This window comes from Streptomyces sp. G-G2 (assembly GCF_030063135.1).
Taxonomy (GTDB): domain Bacteria; phylum Actinomycetota; class Actinomycetes; order Streptomycetales; family Streptomycetaceae; genus Streptomyces.
In genome coordinates this window covers 1-21579 of the sequence record NZ_JASISO010000035.1, presented here as the reverse complement: position 1 = coordinate 21579, position 21579 = coordinate 1, and the positions used below count along the sequence as shown (strand labels likewise).

Genomic DNA, 21579 nt, shown 5'->3' with positions numbered 1-21579 from the left:
GGTACCGGGCACGCACGACCGTGCCGTTCGGCTCACCCCTGGCCGTGCCCGCTCCGTTCGATGGCGAGATCGACGCCTCCGCCTGCCGGGAGCCGACGATCGGATTCGGTGATGGGGACATCGTTGATGCTGGCCTCGCGGCGGCTCATCAGGCCGTCGGGGGTGAACTCCCACTGCTCGTTGCCGTGGCTGCGCCACCACTGGCCCGCCGGGTCGTGCCACTCGTACTCGAAGCGGACCGAGATGCGGTTGCCGGTGTAGGACCACAGCTCCTTGCGGAGGCGGTAGTCGAGTTCGTGGGTCCACTTGTCGGCGAGGAAGGCCCGGATCTCCGAGCGGCCGGTGAGGAAGCGGTCGCGGTTACGCCAGACCGAGTCCTCGGTGTAGGCGAGGGCGACCCGGTCGGGGTCGCGGGAGTTCCAGGCGTCCTCGGCGGCCTGGACCTTGGCACGGGCGCTTTCCGCCGTGAAGGGCGGCAGGGGCGGGCGGAGTGCGGGGTTTGCGGGCATGGCGGGGCCTTCCGGCGGGGCTCCTCGGGAGGGCGAGCTAGAGAACGTACGTTCTCACCGTAGAGAACGACCGTTCTCATCGCAAGCGAAACTGGACTACGCTGCCTTCATGGACGACGAAGAGGCCCGGACCCGGCTGTTGGACGCGGCGGAGGCGCTGTTCTACGCGGAGGGCGTCCAGGCCGTCGGAATGGACCGCATCCGCGCGGAGTCGGGGGTCCCGCTGAAACGGCTCTACCGGGTCTTCCCCGCCAAGGAGGCCCTGCTCACGGCCTACCTGGAGCGGCGCGACCGGCGGTGGACGGCGAACCTGCGGGCGGCCGTGGCGGCCGCGCCGGAGCCAGTGACGGCGGTGTTCGACTGGCTGGCCGAGTGGTTCGCGGAGCCCGGCTTCCGGGGGTGCGCGTTCCTGAACGCCCACGGCGAACTGGGCGCGGGGCCGGCCGGGGTGACGGAGGTCGTACGACGGCACAAGCGGGAGCTGCGGGCCCTGCTGGGCGAGCTGACGGGCCCACCGTCGTCGGCATCGGCGTCGTCGGAGCTGGCGGACCGGCTGATGATCCTGGTCGAGGGCGCGACGGCGATCGCGGCCCTCCACCCCGGCCCGGCCCCGGCCCTGCGGGCGCGGGAGATGGCGGAACTGCTGCTGCTGACGCGGGACGGGGCTGGGGCCTGACGCCGCCCCTTGTCGCTGCCGCCTACTTGTCGCCGCCGCCTACTTGTCGCTGCCGCGCGGGAAGGTGATCTCCACGCGGCGGTTCTTCTTGCGGCCCTCTTCGGTGCTGTTGTCGGCGATCGGATAGTCCTCGCTGTACCCGCGGATGTCGAAGACGACGGAGGCGTTGGTGACCGTCTTCGCCAGTTCGGCCTGCACGGCGTCGGCGCGCTGCTTGGAGAGTTCCTTGCCGTGCTCGTAGCTGCCCTGGTCGTCGGTGAAACCGAAGACGCGGACGCGGGTGGCCTTCTGCTGGTTGATCTCGTTCGCGATGGCCTGGATGCGGGCGGCGGCCTGGGCGTTGAACACGGCACTGTTCTCCGGGAAGAGGACCTCCGACTGGAGCGCCATCATGACGTTCTGGTTGGTCTCCTGCCGCCGCTGCTCGCCCCCGAGGTCCTCGACGACCTCGGCGATGTCGAGCACCTTGGCGGGGGCGAGGGTCCCGCCCTGCGGAATCTTGAGCCCGGGCGAGTTCGAGTCGATGGGCACGGGCGCCGAACTGGACGGCTCGGTGCCGGGGGGCGCGCTGGGCTTGTCGTCGGCGTACGCGCTGCCCGCGCCGAGGATGTGCGCCCCGGCGATGACCAGCGCGGCCACGGCAGTGGCGGCGGCCACGCGGTGGGGGGTGGGGGTTTGGGTGTGGGGGCGTGTGCGTGTGGTCATGGGGTCACCCGGAGATTTTGATGGTGGCCGTGGCGAAGGTGGGGAGGTTGAAATCGACCTCGGTGACGTTCGTGGGGGGTGCGGGGAACTGCACAAAGACGGGTACCGTCTGACCCGCGTCGATACTGGACACTCCCGTGGTGCACAGACACCTCCCGTCCGTGTCGCGCAGAACGTAGTACCGCTTCTTGCCGGCCTTGTCGATCAGCGTTGCGCCCGCCAGGGATTCACCGCTCGACGTGAGTTCGTTGCCGCGCCAGGCTGAAGTCCCGACGAATGACTGGCTTCCGCCGTTTTTGATCTGCCCGTTGAGCGTGAGGAAGCCCCCGCCGTCACGCTTCAGTGCATTGACGGTGAGCACCACACCGTTCACCCCTTGAACCGTGGCGATGACCTCGGTCGGCGTAGCGGCTTGGCTCCCGGTGGGAACCGGGGCCTGCGAGGCACCCTGGGACTGCCCCGATGAGCCCGCCTGCGGCTCCTTCGGCTTCTGCTCTCCGCCACCGCACGCGGTCAGCGTCAGGGCCAGTGCCGCCGCAACCAACGCGACTGCTCCCCCGCGGGCCTTCCCCATGTGCCGCATGCTCATCTACGCCTTTTCCTTGTCTCTCGATCACTGTCATTCGACCAGCCGCACATGGAAGAGCGTTCTGGCCAAGGTGCTCCACAACTCCGGATGCAAAGGGTCGAACCGGATGTCGCCGGAACCGTCGCATTCGATGTTCACCGGACCTGGCTTGTCCGCTCCCCCACCACCAGGGTGAGGCTTCGGACTGGCGTCGGTTGCCGCCGCGCCGAGATGACATCGCGGTTCGATCCTGGCCGTGGCGTTGGCCGTGCCGTGCATGCCTTCCGTCCCGGGGATCACGGAACTGCCAACCGTTCCCGTCGTCTCCACCGCTACGGTGAATTCGAGTACACCGGCCGAACACGACGTAGCCGTCGCGCCGTTCCTGCCAGCGAAATCCCTTGCCTGGCCGCAGGCGGCAGCAGCGTCGAAGAGTTTGCCGTCAAGTACCTTCTGCCAGTCCTCGGGCTTCAGGGTGGCGAGGTCCAGACCCGGGATCAGACTGTCCCTGGCCTTGGCCGCCGCTGCCAACGCGCCGGCGTCAGCCGCTCCTTGCGCATCACTGCGAGTGACCGAAGCCTGTGCGATGACGAAGAACGCGAAGGCGGCGAAGAGCAGACCCGCCACCACCACGACATAGATGGGGAAGGCCTGCCCTCGGTCACCCGGCGGAACGCTCCTGTTCACCCGGCTTTGATGTCCCCGACGGCCTTCTTGATCTTGCTGGTGATCTCGGTCCCGATACCAGACCCCACGATCGCCCCGATGATCACCACGACCACCAGGATGATGCCCAGGTACTCGAACGCCGTCTGGCCGCGGTCCGTCGTCTCGTAGCGCTTGCGGAGTTTCGTCATGGCCGTGTCCGTCCATCCGCTCACGCGGATCTTCGTCTGCACGGTGGCCTTCAGCAGCGTGCTGTGTGACATAGAGGGGTCCTCCCGGTCCGGTGCCGCTGTCGATTTGCGGACCGTACGGGGTGGGGAGGGGGGAGCCCAAGGGTCCCGGGGCCCAATTACGGACCCAATGCGCACCGCGTCTAGCCATGACCGGCCACTCCTGGACGGGCGGTTCCCAGCCAGCGGGCTATGGCCTCGCTGCGGGTGGTGCTGTGCAGCTTCGCGAAGATGCGGTTGATGTGGTTCTTGACCGTCTTCTCGCTGATGAAGCAGGTCGCGGCGATCTGCTGGTTGTTCATCCCGGATGCGATCAGGTCCATGATTTCCACCTCCCGCGAACTCAGCCCGTACACAACCTGGTTGTGGTCCTGCAGAGAAGACTGTGCCACAACTCGTTGCGGTTGCGAAGAGGTCCGGAGACTTGCGAGCAGGATGTCCGACGGAGTCGAGCTGAAGCTGGCGCGGCCCTCGTGGGCGTCGCGGACCGCCGTGATCAGCTGGTCCGGGGTGAATTCGCCGTGTACGAGGTATCCCGCCGCGCCCAGCAGCAGGGATTCACGGACGATTTCGGACTCCCTGCTGTACGTCAGCATCAGTACGGGCGCCAGCTGGACCAGGTGCGGGAGGGCCGAGATGCCGTCCACGCCCGGCATCCGGACGTCCAGCAGGACCACGTCCGGGCGGTGGGATCGGGTGAGGTGGAGGGCGCTGCGGCCGTCGGTCGCTTCCGCCGCCACCTGGAGGTCGTCCTGGGTGACGAGCAGGGCGGCCAGGCTGGCCCGGACCACCGGGTTGTCGTCCGCGATCAGGATGCGCAGGGGCGGGGCAGGGGGCATCAGTGTCCTCCCGTCGCGGGCAGGGGAACCGTCAGGCGGACCTCCGTGCCCGACGGGGACGCGGGGGCCACGCGCAGCTCCGCGCCGATCGCGGCCGCCCGCTCCCGCATGCCCAGCAGGCCGAAGCGGCCCTCTTCGGTCCGGGGAGCCGCAGGCCCGAGGCCTCGACCGTCGTCCCGGACCGTGAGGGTGAGGCGGTCGGCGGTCACGGCCGCCGTCACCGTGACCCTGGTCGCGGCCGCGTGGCGGCGGCTGTTCTCCAGGGCCTCGGAGGTGATGGACAGGATGTGGTGGGCGGCGGAGCGGGAGTACACCGGGAGGTCCGGCGGCAGCGAGAGCGCGACGTTCTCGAACGGGGCCGCGCAGTGCTCCAGTTCCCGGGTGAGGGACACCGCGGCGGGGTCCGCTGCCCGCAGGTCGCTCAGGAGGTCCCGGGATTGCGCCGCCGCGCTGCGGGCCGCGTCGGCGATCAGGGCGGCGTGGCGGCGTATCGCGTCCGGGTCGTCCGTACGGGCCAGCGCGTCCGCCGCCAGGGCCAGGCCGTGCAGGGTCTTGGCCACCGAGTCGTGCATCTCCCGGGCCAGTCTGGCCCGTTCGTCACGGACCGCCTCGGCCACCGCCAGCCGGGCCCGGGTCTCCGTCAGCGCCTGGCTGGCGGCGCCGAACCGCAGCAGCAGGCCGCGCAGGCAGGACCCGGCCGCGCCCGCCAGCAGGCACAGCGTGGCCAGCAGGTACGCCGCCGGTACGTGCGGGGCCAGCGCGGCCACGGCCACCGCCTGCAGGGCGGCGTACAGGGCCGAGCCGCGCCATCCGTGGACCAGCCCGGCCAGCAGCGGGGTGCAGACCGAGACCAGGCCGAGCGGCGATTCGGGGGTGGCGGTGACCAGGAGCAGCGCGCTGACCGCCATGTCGACCGCGAGCAGCCAGGAGTGGCGCAGCAGCAGCGGGCCGAAGCGCTCCCAGTCCCGGAAGAGGGCGTACGAGAACATGACCACGCTCAGCAGCGCCCCGGAGACCAGCCACAGCGGCAGGCCGCGCGCGGTGTGCGCGAGGGCGAGCGGGGCGCCCAGGGCGAGCATCACCAGCCGGAAGGCGAAGACCTGGCGGCACAGCGCCTGCAGCGCGTTGACCTGGAGCGGCAGCGACGGGACCGCGCGCGCGGCCGCCCGGACCGCACCGGAGCGGCCGCGCGCGGAGGCGGAGAGGGAGGCGCGCATCGGGAAGGACGGTGAGGCCATCGTCGTCAGCCTCCCCCGAAGAGCGCGCCGAAGTCGACGTTCGCGCCGTAGACGAAGCCGCAGACCAGCAGGATCAGCGTCCCGGGCAGCATGAACATGGTGACCGCGAAGGTCGCCTTGGGAACCGCGCGGGCGGCCCTGCGGCGGGCGTTCTGGGCGTCCGTACGCCGCATGTCCTCGGCGATCGCGATCAGCGTGTCCACAATCGGCGAACCCAGTTCCTCGCCCTGCTGGAGGGCGGTGACGAACTGCGCGACCTGCTCGGAGTCGTTGCGCCTGCGCAGGTCGTCGAAGGCCTGGCGGCGGCTGACGCCCATGTCCATCTGCTGGAGGGTGATGCGCACTTCGTCGGCCCACGGGCCGTCGTACTTGCCCGCGACCCGCTCCAGCGCCTGCCGGAAGCCGAGCCCGGCGCTGACCACGACGGCCAGGACGTCCAGGAAGTCGGGCAGGGTCCGTTCGATGTGGTCGCGCCGGACCCGGATCGCCGACCACAGGCCGAACTCGATCCAGAACAGCCCGAAGGCGACCATCAGCAGCGCGGCGACCAGCTGCCCGTTGATCAGCATCGCGAAGGCGCCGAGGGCGCCGAGGAACCCGTACACCGCGCGACGGGCGGCGTAGCGGTCGATGGTGAGGCCGGCCGGGTTGCCCGCCATGTCGATCTGGCGGCGCTTGCGGGCCACCCGTTCGGGGCCCATCAGGCGCTGGACCAGCGGCGCCCAGCGGATGCCCATCCGGTCGACGAGGGAGCCGACGGCGGTGGTGCGCGTGGCGCCGACTTCGAGGGCGAGGGCCAGGTCGGTGGGGAGTTTGGTGTCGGCGCGGTAGAGGCGCAGGCCGTGGAAGGCGCCGAAGACGCACAGGCCGACGGCCAGGGCGAGTACGGGCCCGGTCCACCCGCTGGTCGCCACCGAGGCGGCCAGCGGTACGGACGGAGCGCCGGGGAGCGGCATGGTCATCCGGCGGCCCTCACACGTCGATCTTGGACAGGCGGCGGATGAGGATGAACCCCAGGGCGAAGAAACCGAGCGAGACGAGCACCGCCGTCTGGCCGATGAACGCGCCCGTCATCCGGTCCAGCGCCCCCGGCATCATCGCGTTCACCAGCAGCAGCGAGGCCAGCCCGATCGCGGGCACCAGGTACGCGGTGACCGTGACCTGCGAGAGCTGGGTGCGGATCTCGCGCCGGGTCTCCTTGCGCTGCTCCAGGGTCACCGTCAGGTTGCGCAGACTGCCTACGATCGCCCCGCCCGCCCGCGCGGAGAGCACCAGCGTGGACACCAGCACGACCAGCTCCCGCGAGGGCAGCCGCTCGGCGATCTCCCCCAGGGCCTCCTCGATGGAGTGCCCGACGGCGAGCCGGTCGGCGACGCGGGAGAGCTCCTCGCCCGCCGGGGCCTCCAGTTCCTCGGCCGCCATGCCGATGGCCGTCCGCAGGGCGAGGCCCGCCTGGGTGGCGTTGGCGAGGATCCGGGCCAGCTCGGGGAGCTGGTTGATGAACCGTTCCGTACGCCGGGCCCGCTGCCAGTTCAGGAACGCGTTCGCGGCCCAGAGCCCGATCAGGCCCGCCACGGGACCGAAGAAGGGGGCCAGGAAGGCGGCGGAGAGCAGCCAGACGGCGGCCACGGACGCCAGGACGTACACGAGGAACTCGCCCGGGGTCAGGTCCAGTCCGGTCGTGGCGAGTTTGACCTCGACCCAGCGGCCGAACGCGGTCCCACGCAGTCTGCGGTCGACCGCCCGGAAGCGTCGGGTGCGGCCGGTGGGCGGGGGCTCGCCGCTCGCCGAGAGCCGTTCGACCAGGGCCGCGCGCTGGGCGCGCCCGGCGGCGTAGGCGTGCACGCCGAAGACGACCAGCAGGCAGGCCAGGAGGGTGGCTCCGATGGTGAGGAGCACGAGAGGGTTCACAGGATGTTCCGGGAGTCGAGCGGATTCAGCGGATCGAGCGGGTGGGGCGGGTACGGCGGGCCGAGCGGGTGCGGCGGATCGAGCGGATGGGGCGCGTGCGGGGCGTGCGGGGCGTGGCGCGGCTGCTGCGCGGCGCCGCTCAGGGCGACCCCGAAGGCCTGCGGGACCGGCTGGTTGTTCATGTACAGCCGGTCCGCGACCCGGCGCGGCAGCGGCCCGTACTCGAAGTGTCCGAGGACGCGCCCGTCGGGCCCGGGCGGCTGGGCGACGTACCGGCACACCCGGGTGATCCGGAACGGTTCGCGGCCGTGCGAGTCGAGGACGGAGATCTCGGTGATCCGGCGCGAGCCGTCACCGAAACGGGTCAGCTGGACGATGACGTTGACGGCGCTGTTGATCTGGTCCTGGAGGGCCTCGAAGGGGATCTCGACCTCGGACATCGACGCCAGCGTCTGGAGGCGCATCAGGGCGTCCTCCGAGCTGTTCGCGTGGACGGTCGCGAGGGAGCCGTCGTGGCCGGTGGACATGGCCTGGAGCATGTCGAGGGTCTCGCCGCCGCGCACCTCGCCGACGATGATGCGGTCGGGGCGCATGCGCAGGGAGTTGCGGACGAGGTCGCGGATGGTGATGCGGCCGTTGCCCTCGACGTTCGCGGGGCGCGATTCGAGGCGGATCACGTGGGGCTGCTGGAGCTGGAGTTCGGCGGAGTCCTCGATGGTGATGATCCGCTCGCCCTCCGGGATCAGGCCGGAGAGGGCGTTGAGGAGGGTGGTCTTGCCGGTTCCGGTGGCGCCGGAGACGATCAGGTTCATCTTCGCCTGGACCAGCCCGGACAGCAGGAGCAGCATCTGTTCGTCGAGCGAACCCAGGCCGATCATCTCGTGCAAGGTGAAGGCGCGCGGGAAGCGGCGGATGGTGAGGGTCGCGCCGGTCAGGGACAGCGGCGGGATGATGACGTTGACGCGCTCGCCGCTCGGCAGCCGGGCGTCGACCATCGGATTGGCCTCGTCCACGCGGCGGTTGACGGTGGACACGATCCGCTCGATGGTCTGCATCAGCTGCTCGTGGGAGGCGAAGCGCAGCGGGAGCCGCTCGACCCGGCCGCCGCGCTCCACGAAGATCTGGTCGGGGCCGTTGACCATGATCTCGGAGATGGAGGGGTCTTCGAGGAGCGGTTCGAGCACGCCGAGGCCGAGGGCCTCGTCGACGACCCGGCGGATCAGCTGGGCGCGCTCGATGGTGGAGAGGACGGGCCCCTCGCGGCTGATGATGTGTCCGAGTACGCGCTCCAGGCGCGCCCGGCGCTCGGCGGGCGCGAGCGCGGACATCTCGGCGAGGTCGATCTCCTCCAGCAGTTTGGCGCGGTACGAGGAGACCAGACGGCCGTCCTCGCGGGGGCTGTGCCGGTCGTCGGGGGTGTTGACCCGGGAACGCAGGCTCATGGTCCGGTCACCTTCGGGTCGTCGTTGGGCATGACGGCGGTGCGGGTGGCCGGGTCGACGCTGAGCCCGGGCACGATGGAGTTGACGGCGATCGTCACCGTCACCGTCACCGCGTCGGCGTTCTTCGAGACCACGATCACCGCGCGGGAGGCGAGGCCGCTGCTGATGGCGGCCCGGCCCGCGGCCTCTCCGCCGCCGCCGGTACGGGCCTCCACGCGGGCGGCCGTACGGGCGGCGGTGTCGGCCTGCTCGTGGACGTAGCCGATCCAGCCGAGCTGGATCCCGCACAGGCCGACGAAGAGCACGATGGGGACGAACCCGATGTACTCCAGCGCGACTTGACCGCGCTCGGAGCGCCACTTCCGCTTCCGGTGCATGTCACTCCTCACAGGTCACTCCTTCTCCTTGGCGGAGCCGCCCTCGCCGGTGATGTCGATGCCGATGTCGAGACCGGGGTAGAGGACCGGCAGTTTGAGGGTGACGGTCGCCTTGTAGATGTCGCCGGAGGTGCGGCAGTTGGACGTCATCCGCCACGCCCCGCCGATGTGCCGGCCCGCGGCCGTCGCACACGCGCCGTCGTCCCTGGCCGCCCCCGCCCGCGCCGCCTCGTCCGCCGCGTTCCCCGCGAGCGAGAACGCGTAGCCGATCAGTACGCACTCCCACACCGCGACCACCAGCAGCAGGATCAGCGGGACCGTGCCGAGGAACTCGATCGCGACCTGTCCCCGGTCACCGCGCCCGCGCCCCCGCCGGAGCCCCCGGACCTTCGCGCGCCCCCCACCGGTCATCGCTCAGCCCTCCCCCGTCCGGCGCCGCCACGGGCTCACCGCGCCGCGGTCGCCGCCGCGCAGCCGGGCCACACCGCTGCTCGCGCGCACCGCGAGGGTGCCGCCCGGGGCGGCCGTCACGGGTTCCGCCGCGTCCGGGGCGGTCAGCAGGCCCAGTTCCCCGGCCAGGGTCCACAGGGCCTGCTTGACGGTGGAGCGGTTGTCGAGGTCCTGGACCCGGCCCGCGTCCACGACGGCCTGGAGTTCCTTGAAGTTGGCCGGGACCGGGGTCCGGGTGGCCCGGGTCTTGGTGATCTTCTGGATGAGGGAGGGCTGTATCTCGGTGTGCTTGCTCCAGCGGTTGACGACCATGGAGGTCTCCTCGGGCTTGCGCACCTGGAGGCGTTCCCACATGCGCACCATCCGCTTGGCGGCGCGTACGGCGACCACGTCCGGGGTGGTGACCAGGACCGCGACGTCCGCCATCTCCACGGCGGTGGCGCTGGCTCCGGTCAGCTGGGTGCCGCAGTCGATGACGACCAGCTCGTAGCGGCCGCGCAGGGCGGTGACGATCTGGCGGGTGGCCCGGTCGTCGACCTCCTCGCCGCGCTCGCCCTCGCCGGGGGCCAGCAGCAGGGCGAGCCCGGTGCGGTCGTCGTACACGGCGTCCTGGAGCACGCGGGGCGAGATGTCCTGGATCCCGGCGAGGTCGGCGATGGAGCGCCGGAACTGCACGTCGAGGTATGAGCCGACGTCCCCGGCCTGGAGGTCCATGTCCACCAGTGCGGTACGCCGTCCCGAGGCGGCGGCGGCCAGCGCGAACTGGACGGCGGTGAAGGTGGTGCCCACTCCGCCCTTGGCCCCGGAGACGGTGACCAGGCGGCCGCCGGGGCCGGGCAGGACGTCGGGGCCCCGGCCCAGGTGGCGGCGTACGCCCACGGACCACTGGGCGGCGGCCTGGACGCGGGCGGCGAGTTCCTCGTAGGCCAGGGGCAGCCCGATCAGGCCGCGGGCGCCGGAGTCCATGGCGGCGGAGAACAGGCCGGGGCTCGCGCCGGAGCTGACCAGGATGACGCCGACCGCCGGGAAGCGCAGCGCCACTTCCCGGATCAGTTCGAGGGCCGGGACCGGACCGATCCGTTCGTGGACGAGCACCACCTCGGGCAGCTCGTCGAGGGAGTCCGCGGCGAGCCGGGCCAGCGTGTCGAGGAGGGAGGTGGAGTCGGGCACGGGGGCCGCGGGCTCGGCCTCGGGGAGCTGGCTGAGCAGGGTGATGATGGATCGGGCGGCCTCGGGGTCACTGACCGCGGGGAGGATTCGGGTGGTCATCCGGGCCTCACTTGTCCCCGTCGAGGGTGTACGTGCGCTCGCTCGGGCCGGGTACCGATTCGGTGCCGGGGGCCACCAGCGCCAGCCGGACGTGCGCCGCGAAGGACTCGGCGTAGGCGACGCGCTGGGTGTCCTTGGTGTTCAGGGCGAAGGTGATCGGGACCACCTCGGCCGGTCCGGTGCGGCTGCTGTCCTTGTCGAGGGAGGTCAGTTTGCCGACGTTGATGACGCGGGCGTTGGCCACGATGATCACCGCGCGGGCGGGATCGGTGTCCTTGGCGCCCTTGAAGGTGGCGATGATGTTGACCTTGGCCCCGGAGTAGATCTTTCCGGCCACTCCGGTCGCCGCGTCGATCATGATGGCGATCTCCTGCTCACCGGCCTGGAGCTGCGGCTTGTCGACCACCATGTCGCTCTGGAGCAGGGAGCCCTTGCGCAGGGTGGTGAGCGCGATCTTGTCCCGTACGGCGCCCAGGTCGGTCACCGCGGTCGCGGAGAGCCAGCGCTTGGGCATCCTGATCTCCTCGAACTGGCCCGCGTTCAGGGGGCTGTAGGGCGCTATGTCGCCCTTGGCCCGGTACGCCACGACCTCGGGGCCGACCTTCGAGTTGACGTCGCCGATCACCGTGAGCACCCCGGCGAAGGCGCCGAGGGCGCACAGGACCGACAGGATGAGCAGGATGACGCCGCGGCGCTGGCGTGAGTTCATGGCCGGGACTACCTCGTCGTTCTTCGTTCGGGCCGGTCAGGATCTTGATCTGGGGCGGGACGCGGAGGCGGGGCGGGAGGCGGGACCGGAGCGGGGCGCGGACGCGGCGCCCGGGCCTGGCCCGGGGCCCTGCCCCGCCCCCGAGCGGGCTCCAGGGACGGCCGCGGGTGGCACCACGAGCGGGGCGGCGCAGAATCCGCAGCGGTCGCCGATGAGTTCGGCCCCGCACCAGCGGCACTGGTCGCGGCGGACCGAGGCGACCAGCTGGTAGAGCATGCCGATGTCGGGGATGGCCGCGGCGAACTCGACCAGCTTCCCGGTGGCCCACCAGCCGGGCGAGTCCGCGGGCAGCGGGTTCTCCATGACGCCCTGGACCTGCCAGGCGGGGGCGAGTTCGGCGGTGACCCAGTCGGAGGCGAGCTGGCCGCGGGCGAAGGTGAGGTGGGTGGCGAAAGCGGGTCCGGGGGGCAGGACGACGCCACCGGCCCCGTGCGCCCCGCCGCCCCCGCCCGAGCCGCCGAGCTTGACCAGGTACGGCTCGGGGTTGGCCACTACGGCGAACTGGGCGCCGGGGGTCCAGGACCGGGCGTGCGCCTTGAGCCCGACGGGGACCCGGTCGAGCTTGGCCACCGTGCCCAGCAGCGCGCCCGCGTAGATGTAGTGGGAGAGCAGCCGGGCGGCGGACGCGATGATTCCGGGGCTGAAGTCGCACACGCTGAGCTGGCGCAGCTGACGCACCAGCAGGGCGGTCGCCAGGGGCGGCAGATCGGTGCCGATGAGCGCGATCCGGTCGGTTTCGAGGATGGCCCGCACGGTGTGCAGGCGGCGGACGGTCGCGCCCGGCAGCCAGGACGGTACGACGGCCACCACGTGCCCGTGCCGCTCCAGCAGGGCGGTGGTCTCGGAGAGCGAGCCCTCCAGGTCCAGCTGCTCGGGCGGGCGCAGTACGGCGGCCGCCGGGGTGTGCCGGTCGGGGGCGGGCAGCACCAGATCGGCGCTGGTGACAGCGATGGCGGTCGGCACGCGAATCCCCCCGTTCACCCCGTACGCCACGGATGTTGGCGCAGCTTTCACATCCGCGCACATCCTGCGCGACCGCAAACGATCGACGCGTTTCCCTCCTGCCCGAGCACCCTATCCGCGTCCTCGCCGACGGGGCAGGGCCTTGTCGATTCCGGTACTGCCAACACGTGTCACGGGGCGGCCAGAAACCCAGACAACACAGACAACCCGGCCCGCTCGGGCGGCCGTTTCCGGCCACATTGCAAAGACCCTTGACATGGGGATTGGTCTGGACCAACTTGGCTGCGGGACAACCCCACAAGTCCCGCACCCGTCACTTCTCACGGCTTTCCCCCATCCCCGCCGTCCCACTCCCCCCACCGGAGTCGTCCGTGAAACCCATACGCACCCTCGCCCTGCTGGGCGCGGGCACCCTCACCGCCGCCGGGCTCACCGCCCTCGCCACCGGTACGGCGCAGGCCGCCGACATCAATGTCGCCCGCAACGGCGGCTTCGAGTCCGGTCTGACCAACTGGAGTTGTACCGGCTCCACCGGAGCCGCCGTCTCCTCGCCCGTGTCCTCCGGCACCGGCGCCCTCAAGGCCACCCCGGCGGGCCAGGACAACGCGCAGTGCAGCCAGGTCGTCACGGTCAAGCCGAACTCGACCTACACGCTGAGCACGCAGGTCCAGGGCTCGTACGTCTACCTCGGCGCGACCGGCACCGGCACGCAGGACGTCTCCACCTGGACCCCCGGCTCGGGCTCGGGCTGGCAGAAACTCTCGACCACCTTCACCACGGGTCCCAGTACCACCAAGGTCACCGTGTGGACCCACGGCTGGTACGGCCAGCCCGCCTACTACGCCGACGACTTCAGCGTTTTCGGCCCCGACGGGGGCGGCGGCACCGACCCGGGCCCGTCCGTCCCCGGCGCCCCGGCCGGGCTCGCGGTTTCCGGCCAGAGCCAGAACGGGCTCACCCTTTCGTGGAGCGCGGTCAGCGGCGCGAGCGGCTACTACGTCTACCAGGACGGCGTACGGGTCCAGACGCTCCCCGGCTCGGCGGCCTCCGCCCAGATCCAGAACCTGGCGGCGTCCACGACGTACTCCTTCCAGGTGAGCGCCTACAACCAGGCGGGCGAGAGCCCCCGCTCGGCGCCCGTCGGCGGCACCACGACCGGCGGCGGGGGCAACCCGAACCCCAACCCCGGGGTGCCCAAGCACGCCCTCACCGGCTACTGGCAGAACTTCAACAACGGCGCGACCGTCCAGAAGATCTCCGACGTCCAGGCGCAGTACGACATCATCGCGGTCTCCTTCGCCGACGCCACCACCACGCCCGGCGCGATCACCTTCACCCTCGACTCGGCCGGACTCGGCGGCTACACGGTCGCGCAGTTCAAGGCGGACATCGCGGCGAAGAAGGCTGCCGGGAAGTCGGTCATCCTCTCCATCGGCGGCGAGAAGGGGACCATCTCGGTCAACGACTCCACCTCCGCCGACAACCTGGCGAACTCGGCCTACGCGCTGATGCAGGAGTACGGCTTCAGCGGGATCGACATCGACCTGGAGAACGGTCTCAACCCGACCTACATGACCCAGGCCCTGCGCTCCCTGGCCCAGAAGGCCGGTCCGTCCTTCGTCCTGACGATGGCCCCGCAGACCATCGACATGCAGTCCACCCAGGGCGGCTACTTCAAGACGGCGCTCGCGGTCAAGGACATCCTGACGGTCGTCAACATGCAGTACTACAACAGCGGCGCGATGAACGGCTGCGACGGCAAGGTCTACTCCCAGGGCTCGGTGGACTTCCTCACCGCGCTGGCCTGCATCCAGTTGGAGGGCGGGCTCGACCCCTCCCAGGTGGGCCTGGGCGTCCCGGCCTCGCCGAGCGGCGCGGGCAGCGGCTACGTCTCCCCGACCGTGGTGAACAACGCCCTGGACTGCCTGGCCAAGGGCGCGGGCTGCGGTTCCTTCAAGCCGTCGAAGACCTACCCGGCCCTGCGCGGGGCGATGACCTGGTCGACCAACTGGGACGCCAAAGCGGGTAGCGCTTGGTCCAACGCGGTGGGTCCGCACGTCCACGGCCTGCCGTAGCGGGTACGTGTGGGGTGGCCGATTTCCGGCTCTTGACCGGGACATGCCACGGGCGGACGCTGTGCGCGTCCGCACGGCTACCCCCACACTCCCCACCCAGGAGAACGCATGCGGCTCCACGCCCGCCGAAGGGCCGCCGTCACGGCGGCCCTGCTGGCGCTCGCCCTCGGCGCACCCGCCTACGGAATGAGCGCGGCCACCGCCTCGCCACCACCCACCCCGTCCACACAGACCCAGGACGAGGCGATCGTCCAGTACCGCATCCACGGCCCCTCCTCGGCCGCCGACCGCACGGCGCTGCTCGCGACCGGCGTGTCGATCGACGAGGTCGACGACCACACCGTGGTCGTCAGCGCCGACCCCATGCAGGCCAAGGCCCTGCGAGCCCGCGGCTACGAGCTGACCGCGCTCGCCGGAGCACCGGACCGCTCCCTGCCCGGTATGGCCGCCGTCCCCTTCGACTTCCCCTCGGCCGACTCGAAGTACCACAACTACGCCGAGGCCACCGCGGAGATCAACCAGGACATCGCGGCCTACCCCGGGATCATGAGCAAGCAGGTCATCGGGAAGTCGTACGAGGGCCGGGACATCATCGCCATCAAGATCAGCGACAACGTCGCGACGGACGAGAACGAGCCCGAGGTGCTCTTCACCGCGCACCAGCACGCGCGTGAGCACCTGACCGTCGAGATGGCCCTGTACCTGCTCAAGGAGTTCGGCTCCAAGTACGGCACCGACTCCCGGATCACCGACATGGTCAACGGCCGCGAGATCTGGGTGGTTCCCGACCTCAACCCCGACGGCGGCGAGTACGACATCGCCTCCGGCTCCTACCGGTCCTGGCGCAAGAACCGGCAGCCCAACTCCGGTTCCCCCTACGTCGGCACCGACGAGAACCGGAACTGGAACTACAAGTGGGGCTGCTGCGGCGGCTCCTCCAGCAGCAAGAGCTCCGAGACCTACCGCGGCACGGCGGGCGAGTCGGCCCCCGAGGTCAAGGTCGTCGCGGACTTCGCGCGCAGCCGGGTCGTGGGCGGCAAGCAGCAGATCAAGGCGTCCATCGACTTCCACACCTACAGCCAGCTCGTCCTGTGGCCGTACGGCTGGACCTACAACGACACCGCCCCCGGCCTGACGGCGGACGACCTCGCGGTCTACAAGAAGATCGGCACCAGCATGGCCGCGAGCAACGGCTACACCCCCGAGCAGTCGAGCGACCTGTACATCACCGACGGCACGATCGACGACTGGCTGTGGGGCACGCAGAAGATCTTCACCTACACCTTCGAGATGTACCCCGGTGAGTCCGGCAGCGGCGGCGGGTTCTACCCGCCCGACGAGGTGATCGACCGGGAGACCGCCCGCAACAAGGACGCGGTGCTCCAACTGCTGGAGAACGCGGACTGCATGTACCGGTCCATCGGCAAGGCCGCGCAGTACTGCGCGTAGCGCGTGGCGCGTGGCGCACAGGTCCGGGCGCCCCACCGCCAGGGGGGCGCCCTCACTCTTGCCCCGGTCCGGCCCGGGAGGACGCTTGCCAGCACCCGCTCGACGTACAGTTTTTTGTACGTAGAGCGGTGCCGGCCCGCCGGGCCCGTGCGTCGTCCCGGCCCGCGCCGCCGGCCTCCAGCACCGAGCGGACGCTCCAGCTCACGCTTGCCCCGTCTCCCGCTTCGCTCCGGAGGGCGTTGCGGATGACGTTCCCGAGGGCGTTGCGGATGACGTTCCCGAGGACCTTCCCGAGGGCGTTCCCAAGCCGGAGTACTCCTGGCTGATGGCCTCGGCGCTGCCCCGGATCAGCGGCAGCAGGTCGAGCAGTTCCTCGGCGGTGACGACCACCGTGGGCGCGGACAGCGACATCGCGGCCACGACCCGCCCGTCGGCGCCCCGCACGGGCGCGCCCACGCAGTTGATCGAGTCCTCGTGGCCGCCGAGGTCGGCGGCCCAGCCCTGTTCGCGTACGAGCGCCAGTTCGCGCAGGAACCCCTCGGCGTCCTGGACCGAACGGGCCGTGTAGCGCGGGTAGTCGACGCGCGAGGCGAGCGCGCGGCGCTCGGGCTCGGGGAGGTCGGCCAGCAGCACCTTGGCGACGCCGGCGACGGTCAGCGGAACGGGCTTGCCGATGCGGGAGTACATGCGGACGGGGTAGCGGCTGTCGACCTTGTCGATGTACACCACCTCGTCGTCCTGGTGGACCGCCAGGTGCACGGTGTGGCCGGTACGGGCGCCGAGTTCGACGAGGTGGGGGTGGGCGATCCCGCGCACGTCGAGGTTCTCGACGGCCTCGGCGGCCAGCGAGAAGAGGCGGGCGCCGAGGCGGTAGCGGCCGTCGGGCTGACGGTAGACGAGTCCGTGCGCGTGCAGGGTGCGGAGCAGACGCAGGGCCGTGCTCTTGTGCACGTCCAGCTCGCGGGCGACCCCGCCGAGGTCCGCGGGCCCGCGGGCGAGCAGCGGCAGGATCCCGAGCGCCCGGTCGACCGACTGACTCATCCCGCTCCTCCCCCGGGGCTCCGCCCCGGACCCCGCGCACCCTCGATCACCGGGCGGCCTCACGTGCCCTCCGCGGGCGCTTCGAAGCAAGCCCGGCCCCCGCCGGCGTGTGAGACGCCGCCGGAGGCGCCGTCAGCCTGCCCGGCGATCGAGGACACCAGGGTGCGGGCCACGTTGACCCGCTGTTCTTCGGGATGTTAGACAGCGGGAGCTGCAACCCGCAACGACCGTTGCAGCAAACGCAACGCGAGGAGACACGCATGGCCCCCGCCGACGCCGTCAGGCGACTGGCCGACGAACCGGCCGACCACCGTTTCAAGGGCCTCCCCCCGGACGCCGAAGCCGCCGCCCTCACCGTCGGCCAGCTGGCCGCCCAGCGCCGCGACCTGCACACCGGCGGGTTCACCACCCCGGTCCTGACCCTGGACGCCGACGCTCTCGCGCACAACCTGGCCCTCCTCGGCCGTTACAGCGCCCGGCACGGCCTCGCCTTCGCCCCGCACGGCAAGACCTGCATGTCCCCACAACTGTTCGAGCGTCAGCTGGCCCACGGCGCCTGGGGCATCACCGCCGCCATGCCCCACCAGGCCCGCGTCTACCGCGCTTTCGGCATCCAGCGGATCTTCCTCGCCAACCAGCTCGTCGACCCCGCCGCCCTGCGCTGGGTCGCCGCCGAACTCGCCGCCGACCCGGACTTCCGGTTCGTCTGTTACGTCGACTCCGTGCGCGGCGTCGAGCTGATGGACCGCGCCCTCGGCGAGGCCGCCACGGACGGCCCCGCCGCCCGCCCCGTGGACGTCGTCGTCGAACTCGGCGCGGGCGAGGGGGCCCGTACCGGCGCCCGCACCGCCCAGGAGTGCCGCGCCGTCGCGGACGCCGTCGCCCGGACCGCCACCCTGCGCCTGGTCGGCGTAGCGGGCTACGAGGCCGAGGTCCCCGGCGCCGACCCCGCCAAGGTCACCGCCTGGCTGCGCGGACTCACCGCACTCGCCGTCACCTTCGACGAGGAGGGCCGCTTCAGCGCGCTCGGCCCCGGCGAGGAGATCGTCGTGAGCGCGGGCGGCAGCGCCTGGTTCGACGCCGTCGCCGAGGCCTTCGCGGAGCTGCCGCCGCTGTCCGCGCCGGTCCTCAAGCTGCTGCGCTCGGGGGCGTACGTCTCCCACGACCACGACTGGTACAGCAAGCTGACCCCCTTCAACCGGGTGCCGCAGGAGGGCGGGCTGCGCCCCGCGTTCCGGCTGTGGGCCCAGGTCGTCTCCCGCCCCTCCCCCACCCAGGCCTTCCTGAACGCGGGCAAGCGGGACGTGTCCTACGACCTCGGGCTGCCGGTCCCCGAGCTGGTGCGCGGGGCCCTGGACGGGGTGGAGCGCCCGGCCGACGGGGTACGCCTGGTGAAGCTGTCCGATCAGCACGCGTGGCTGGAGACGGACACCGCCGAGGACCTGGAGGTCGGCGACCTGGTGGCACTGGCCATGTCCCACCCCTGCACGATCTTCGAGAAGTGGCAGCTGATCCCGGTCGTGGAAGCGGACGGCACGGTCACCGAGTTCGTCCGCACCTTCTTCTGAACGGACCACCGCCCGGCCCCCCGCGTGGACCTCTGAAGGAACCCCTGAAGGGACCTGAAGGGACCTCGTGGTCCACGGGGCCCGGCTCGTGGCCGGGCGTGCGGAGCGCCGCCCGCCCGGCCACGGCCGTGATCGTTCACCCGCGCCACCTACGATGGCCGACATGTTCGTCTTCGCCCCGGCTCTCCTTTTCCTCGTCCTCTTCGGTATGAGCGCCCGGGAGGACCGGCGGCGCTTCCGCAACGCGGTGTACCTGGGCCTGACCTGCATCAGCCTGGTGATCGGCCTGCTCGCGCAGCTGCGGCACGCCCCCGGCGGGATCGGCCCGCTGGTCGTCGCGGCGGTCTTCGCCGTACCGGCGCTCGGCGTGGTGGTCCTGGCCTTCTTCCTGATCGCCAACGGCGTGACGATGGTCCGCAAGGAGGGGCGCAGCCTCGGCAACCTGCTCTCCCTGCTGGCCGGGCTCGCCATCCTCGGGCTGCTCATCCTGCCGGTGGCGGCGGCGCAGAGCGGTTCTGTCACGGCGGCCGGCGCGACCGCCACGATCGGATTGATCGCGCTGTACGTCTCCTTCCTCTTCCTCTGCTTCCTCGGGTACGCGTACCTGTACGGGCGCATCAAGGTGCGCGGCGACGTCGACTACGTGGTGATGCTGGGCTCCGGCCTCGTCGGCGGCGACCGGGTGCCGCCGCTGCTGGCCTCCCGGCTGCACAAGGGCATCCAGATCCACCAGGCCCAGCTGGCCCGGGGCGGTACGCCGCCGGTGCTGCTGCCCTCGGGCGGCAAGGGCTCGGACGAGAAGGTCGCCGAGGCGCGGGCGATGGCGGACTGGCTGATCGCGGAGGGGATCCCGGCCGGGCACATCCGGCTGGAGGACCAGTCCCGTACGACGGAGGAGAACCTCCGCTTCAGCGAAGCGATCATGGCCAGGGACACGCCGGGCTACCGGTGCGTGGTGGTCACCAACAACTTCCACGCCTTCCGGGCGGCGATGATGGCGCGCAAGGCGCGGGTCAACGGGCAGGTGCTGGGTTCTCCGACGGCCGCGTACTTCTGGCCGAGCGCCACGATCCGCGAGTTCGTCGCGGTGTTCATGGAGCACAAGGTGGTCAATCTGGCCATCTGCGGGGCGCTGGCGGCGAGCGGGGCGCTGCTGACGCTGGCCGCGTAGGGGCACCGCCCGGGCCGAGGTGCGTTCATGGGCGGGCCGCCGCAGGATGGGGCCAGGGGGCACTGGAGGAGGTACGCCATGGACACCGAATCGGACCAGCAGCCCAATCGTCCGGCCCAGCTCTTCTCGGGCGGCGAGCGGCCGTACGACCCCGAGGACCTCGTGATGGCCCGGGGCCAGGACCCGACACCGGAGCGGGTGGAGAAGGCCCGCCAGATGATCGAGAAGGAGGGCCCGGCCGCCATCGAGCGCTACCTCCCGTAGCTCCGCGCACGCACTGGGGGCGCGGCGGACCGCGCCCCCGGGTGGACGTACCACCATCGTGACGGACGTGACGGACGTGACGGAAACAGCGGTTCCTCGTTAGCCGCGCACATCCGCACCACGCATCGCATCCGCACCACGAAGGGCAGGCAGCCGCATGCACAGCCTCGACATCGACTGGAACCGCCCCGCCGACCCGCCGGGGGCCCCGCAACGGGACCACGTCCGCGCGTACGTCTCCACCGGCGGCACCGACGGCCACCTCTGGCACGGCGTGCCCACCCTCCTGCTGACCACCATCGGCCGCGCCACCGGCCGCACCGCCCGCACCCCGCTGATCTACGCCGAGGACGAGGACCGCCTGATCGTCGCCGCCTCCGGCTACGGCGCGCCCGCCCACCCCGACTGGTACGCGAACCTCACCGCCGACCCCCGGGTCCGCGTCCAGAGGGGCCCGATCCCCTTCCCGGCGACGGCCCGCCCGGCCACCCCGGCGGAGCGCGAGGCGTACTGGCCGGTCCTGACGGCCCTGTGGCCCCCCTTCGACGACGACCAGTCCCGCACCTCCCGCGAAATCCCCCTGGTGATCATCGAGCGGTGACCGGGGCCGGGGGCGGGGAGGCCGAGTTCGAACCAGACGACCCCCTGCGTCTGCGGCTGCGGGGTGGGCCCGACCGGCAATGCGTCGGGTGCGCGGGGCGGACACCTGGACGGGGACGCGGCCTCCTTGGCACCGGGGGGTACGCGGGCAGTGGGCCCTGGTCCCGGTGCGCAAGCCGGTGCAGGCCTGTCCCGTCAGTCGAAGTCGTAGACCGTCACCGGCACATCACGGGCGCACAGCGCCCCGGTGACCAACGGTTCGATGCGCGACCACTTGCCCCCGGAGAGCCCGCAGCCGATGCGCGGCATGTGCACGGAGGCCCTCAGCTCGACCGCATGCCCGGCCACCGCTTCGAGGCAGCGCTCGATGGCGTCGTAGCGCACGGGCGGGCCGCCGCTGCCCGTCCGCATCCCCCGCTGCCCCACCATGTTGGCGACCCACACGTCCGGTTGGACCTGCACCAGCTGTACGGCCCCCAGCCCGAAGTCGTTCCCGCTCCGCCCCCGGTGCCACGCCCGATACGCGACCTCGGGCGCGTCCCACCGCTTCGAGACGGCCAGCACGAACCCCTTGCCCCAGCCGCCCAGGTCATTGCAGACATGGGCGATGATCTTCGGCCCCTTGGCGTGAGGACTGGCCGCATCCCCCTTGGTGATCTTCAACGGCTCCATACGACCGATGGTGCCAGCAGCCGCTGACAGGGGGGCGGGGGCGGGGCGTGGGGGGCTGCCGCGGCTGCGCCGCGGGGGCTTTGGCTTCGAACGTCCGGGGTCGGGGCAGTTCCCGGGCACCCACCCG

Annotated in this window: 24 protein-coding genes; 7 read left to right on the top strand and 17 right to left on the bottom strand. The window is 71.5% G+C overall.

Going from position 1 to position 21579, the window contains the following annotated elements; translation table 11 throughout:
- Nucleotides 1-32: 32 nt before the first annotated feature.
- The gene (locus tag QMF80_RS25575) at nt 33-509 is read right to left on the bottom strand and encodes a nuclear transport factor 2 family protein (RefSeq protein WP_283457129.1); all 477 of its coding nucleotides are present in this window, start codon (nt 507-509) and stop codon (nt 33-35) included.
- Between the two features lie 109 nt (nt 510-618).
- Here QMF80_RS25575 and QMF80_RS25570 point away from each other — a divergent pair, with 109 nt between their 5' ends.
- Nucleotides 619-1185 (top strand): TetR/AcrR family transcriptional regulator, encoded by a 567-nt coding sequence (locus QMF80_RS25570; RefSeq protein ID WP_283457128.1) that lies wholly within the window; start codon nt 619-621, stop codon nt 1183-1185.
- 39 nt (nt 1186-1224) lie between these two features.
- Here the strand turns inward: QMF80_RS25570 and QMF80_RS25565 are convergent, their stop codons facing one another.
- From QMF80_RS25565 to QMF80_RS25500, 14 genes are all read right to left on the bottom strand, one after another.
- Nucleotides 1225-1890 (bottom strand): OmpA family protein, encoded by a 666-nt coding sequence (locus QMF80_RS25565; protein ID WP_283457126.1) that lies wholly within the window; start codon nt 1888-1890, stop codon nt 1225-1227.
- Nucleotides 1891-1894: 4 nt separating this feature from the next.
- A complete protein-coding gene (locus tag QMF80_RS25560; RefSeq protein ID WP_283457124.1) occupies nt 1895-2479 on the bottom strand; it encodes a hypothetical protein in 585 nt (194 codons plus the stop codon).
- Nucleotides 2480-2509: 30 nt separating this feature from the next.
- Nucleotides 2510-3145, bottom strand: coding sequence for a pilus assembly protein TadG-related protein (locus QMF80_RS25555; protein ID WP_283457122.1), 636 nt, complete (start codon nt 3143-3145; stop codon nt 2510-2512).
- Entirely contained in the window at nt 3142-3387 is a 246-nt protein-coding gene (locus QMF80_RS25550) for a hypothetical protein (protein WP_502962913.1), read from the bottom strand. The genes QMF80_RS25555 and QMF80_RS25550 overlap by 4 nt, the downstream gene beginning before the upstream one ends.
- Nucleotides 3388-3497: 110 nt before the next feature.
- Nucleotides 3498-4193 (bottom strand): response regulator, encoded by a 696-nt coding sequence (locus QMF80_RS25545; RefSeq protein WP_283457119.1) that lies wholly within the window; start codon nt 4191-4193, stop codon nt 3498-3500.
- Nucleotides 4193-5431 carry a sensor histidine kinase gene (locus tag QMF80_RS25540; protein ID WP_283457118.1) on the bottom strand — a complete coding sequence of 413 codons (1239 nt, stop codon included), beginning with the start codon at nt 5429-5431 and terminating at the stop codon, nt 4193-4195. The genes QMF80_RS25545 and QMF80_RS25540 overlap by 1 nt, the downstream gene beginning before the upstream one ends.
- Before the next feature lie 5 nt (nt 5432-5436).
- Complete coding sequence (locus QMF80_RS25535) at nt 5437-6387, bottom strand: DUF5936 domain-containing protein (RefSeq protein WP_502962916.1); 951 nt, start codon at nt 6385-6387, stop codon at nt 5437-5439.
- Nucleotides 6388-6403: 16 nt separating this feature from the next.
- Entirely contained in the window at nt 6404-7342 is a 939-nt protein-coding gene (locus QMF80_RS25530) for a type II secretion system F family protein (RefSeq protein WP_283457113.1), read from the bottom strand.
- Nucleotides 7339-8784 carry a TadA family conjugal transfer-associated ATPase gene (locus tag QMF80_RS25525; RefSeq protein WP_283457111.1) on the bottom strand — a complete coding sequence of 482 codons (1446 nt, stop codon included), beginning with the start codon at nt 8782-8784 and terminating at the stop codon, nt 7339-7341. The genes QMF80_RS25530 and QMF80_RS25525 overlap by 4 nt, the downstream gene beginning before the upstream one ends.
- A complete protein-coding gene (locus tag QMF80_RS25520; RefSeq protein ID WP_283457109.1) occupies nt 8781-9161 on the bottom strand; it encodes a TadE/TadG family type IV pilus assembly protein in 381 nt (126 codons plus the stop codon). The genes QMF80_RS25525 and QMF80_RS25520 overlap by 4 nt, the downstream gene beginning before the upstream one ends.
- A 15-nt stretch (nt 9162-9176) precedes the next feature.
- Nucleotides 9177-9572 carry a TadE/TadG family type IV pilus assembly protein gene (locus QMF80_RS25515; protein WP_283457108.1) on the bottom strand — a complete coding sequence of 132 codons (396 nt, stop codon included), beginning with the start codon at nt 9570-9572 and terminating at the stop codon, nt 9177-9179.
- A 3-nt stretch (nt 9573-9575) separates the two neighbouring features.
- The gene (locus QMF80_RS25510) at nt 9576-10880 is read right to left on the bottom strand and encodes a CpaE/TadZ family protein (protein WP_283457106.1); all 1305 of its coding nucleotides are present in this window, start codon (nt 10878-10880) and stop codon (nt 9576-9578) included.
- Nucleotides 10881-10887: 7 nt separating this feature from the next.
- The gene (cpaB, locus tag QMF80_RS25505) at nt 10888-11589 is read right to left on the bottom strand and encodes a Flp pilus assembly protein CpaB (protein ID WP_283457104.1); all 702 of its coding nucleotides are present in this window, start codon (nt 11587-11589) and stop codon (nt 10888-10890) included.
- Between the two features lie 36 nt (nt 11590-11625).
- Complete coding sequence (locus QMF80_RS25500; RefSeq protein WP_283457101.1) at nt 11626-12612, bottom strand: hypothetical protein; 987 nt, start codon at nt 12610-12612, stop codon at nt 11626-11628.
- Between the two features lie 371 nt (nt 12613-12983).
- Between QMF80_RS25500 and QMF80_RS25495 the strand changes: the two genes are divergently transcribed.
- Complete coding sequence (locus tag QMF80_RS25495) at nt 12984-14687, top strand: chitinase (RefSeq protein WP_283457099.1); 1704 nt, start codon at nt 12984-12986, stop codon at nt 14685-14687.
- Between the two features lie 108 nt (nt 14688-14795).
- The gene (locus QMF80_RS25490; protein ID WP_283457097.1) at nt 14796-16136 is read left to right on the top strand and encodes a M14 family metallopeptidase; all 1341 of its coding nucleotides are present in this window, start codon (nt 14796-14798) and stop codon (nt 16134-16136) included.
- A 201-nt stretch (nt 16137-16337) separates the two neighbouring features.
- On the opposite strand, the gene QMF80_RS25485 is transcribed toward QMF80_RS25490, so the two are convergent.
- Nucleotides 16338-17177 (bottom strand): IclR family transcriptional regulator, encoded by an 840-nt coding sequence (locus QMF80_RS25485; protein ID WP_283457095.1) that lies wholly within the window; start codon nt 17175-17177, stop codon nt 16338-16340.
- 260 nt (nt 17178-17437) lie between these two features.
- On the opposite strand from QMF80_RS25485, the gene QMF80_RS25480 reads away from it, so the two are divergent.
- From QMF80_RS25480 to QMF80_RS25465, 4 genes are all read left to right on the top strand, one after another.
- A complete protein-coding gene (locus tag QMF80_RS25480; RefSeq protein ID WP_283457093.1) occupies nt 17438-18745 on the top strand; it encodes an amino acid deaminase in 1308 nt (435 codons plus the stop codon).
- 163 nt (nt 18746-18908) lie between these two features.
- Nucleotides 18909-19916 carry a YdcF family protein gene (locus QMF80_RS25475; RefSeq protein WP_283457091.1) on the top strand — a complete coding sequence of 336 codons (1008 nt, stop codon included), beginning with the start codon at nt 18909-18911 and terminating at the stop codon, nt 19914-19916.
- A 78-nt stretch (nt 19917-19994) separates the two neighbouring features.
- Nucleotides 19995-20180 carry a hypothetical protein gene (locus tag QMF80_RS25470; RefSeq protein WP_283457089.1) on the top strand — a complete coding sequence of 62 codons (186 nt, stop codon included), beginning with the start codon at nt 19995-19997 and terminating at the stop codon, nt 20178-20180.
- 157 nt (nt 20181-20337) lie between these two features.
- Entirely contained in the window at nt 20338-20781 is a 444-nt protein-coding gene (locus QMF80_RS25465; RefSeq protein ID WP_283457087.1) for a nitroreductase family deazaflavin-dependent oxidoreductase, read from the top strand.
- Between the two features lie 194 nt (nt 20782-20975).
- Here QMF80_RS25465 and QMF80_RS25460 read toward each other — a convergent pair whose 3' ends face one another.
- Nucleotides 20976-21452, bottom strand: a complete 477-nt coding sequence (locus QMF80_RS25460; protein WP_283457084.1) for a macro domain-containing protein — start codon at nt 21450-21452, stop codon at nt 20976-20978.
- Nucleotides 21453-21579: the final 127 nt, after the last annotated feature.

Coding starts and splice junctions, on each gene's coding strand:
- cpaB (WP_283457104.1), bottom strand. CDS start 11,589: ATGAACTCACGCCAGCGCCGCGGCGTCATCCTGCTCATCCTGTCGGTC.
- QMF80_RS25475 (WP_283457091.1), top strand. CDS start 18,909: ATGTTCGTCTTCGCCCCGGCTCTCCTTTTCCTCGTCCTCTTCGGTATG.
- QMF80_RS25515 (WP_283457108.1), bottom strand. CDS start 9,572: ATGACCGGTGGGGGGCGCGCGAAGGTCCGGGGGCTCCGGCGGGGGCGC.
- QMF80_RS25490 (WP_283457097.1), top strand. CDS start 14,796: ATGCGGCTCCACGCCCGCCGAAGGGCCGCCGTCACGGCGGCCCTGCTG.
- QMF80_RS25575 (WP_283457129.1), bottom strand. CDS start 509: ATGCCCGCAAACCCCGCACTCCGCCCGCCCCTGCCGCCCTTCACGGCG.
- QMF80_RS25470 (WP_283457089.1), top strand. CDS start 19,995: ATGGACACCGAATCGGACCAGCAGCCCAATCGTCCGGCCCAGCTCTTC.
- QMF80_RS25540 (WP_283457118.1), bottom strand. CDS start 5,431: ATGGCCTCACCGTCCTTCCCGATGCGCGCCTCCCTCTCCGCCTCCGCG.
- QMF80_RS25480 (WP_283457093.1), top strand. CDS start 17,438: ATGGCCCCCGCCGACGCCGTCAGGCGACTGGCCGACGAACCGGCCGAC.
- QMF80_RS25520 (WP_283457109.1), bottom strand. CDS start 9,161: ATGCACCGGAAGCGGAAGTGGCGCTCCGAGCGCGGTCAAGTCGCGCTG.
- QMF80_RS25565 (WP_283457126.1), bottom strand. CDS start 1,890: ATGACCACACGCACACGCCCCCACACCCAAACCCCCACCCCCCACCGC.
- QMF80_RS25570 (WP_283457128.1), top strand. CDS start 619: ATGGACGACGAAGAGGCCCGGACCCGGCTGTTGGACGCGGCGGAGGCG.
- QMF80_RS25535 (WP_502962916.1), bottom strand. CDS start 6,387: ATGCCGCTCCCCGGCGCTCCGTCCGTACCGCTGGCCGCCTCGGTGGCG.
- QMF80_RS25545 (WP_283457119.1), bottom strand. CDS start 4,193: ATGCCCCCTGCCCCGCCCCTGCGCATCCTGATCGCGGACGACAACCCG.
- QMF80_RS25485 (WP_283457095.1), bottom strand. CDS start 17,177: ATGAGTCAGTCGGTCGACCGGGCGCTCGGGATCCTGCCGCTGCTCGCC.
- QMF80_RS25525 (WP_283457111.1), bottom strand. CDS start 8,784: ATGAGCCTGCGTTCCCGGGTCAACACCCCCGACGACCGGCACAGCCCC.
- QMF80_RS25465 (WP_283457087.1), top strand. CDS start 20,338: ATGCACAGCCTCGACATCGACTGGAACCGCCCCGCCGACCCGCCGGGG.
- QMF80_RS25550 (WP_502962913.1), bottom strand. CDS start 3,387: ATGTCACACAGCACGCTGCTGAAGGCCACCGTGCAGACGAAGATCCGC.
- QMF80_RS25460 (WP_283457084.1), bottom strand. CDS start 21,452: ATGGAGCCGTTGAAGATCACCAAGGGGGATGCGGCCAGTCCTCACGCC.
- QMF80_RS25510 (WP_283457106.1), bottom strand. CDS start 10,880: ATGACCACCCGAATCCTCCCCGCGGTCAGTGACCCCGAGGCCGCCCGA.
- QMF80_RS25560 (WP_283457124.1), bottom strand. CDS start 2,479: ATGAGCATGCGGCACATGGGGAAGGCCCGCGGGGGAGCAGTCGCGTTG.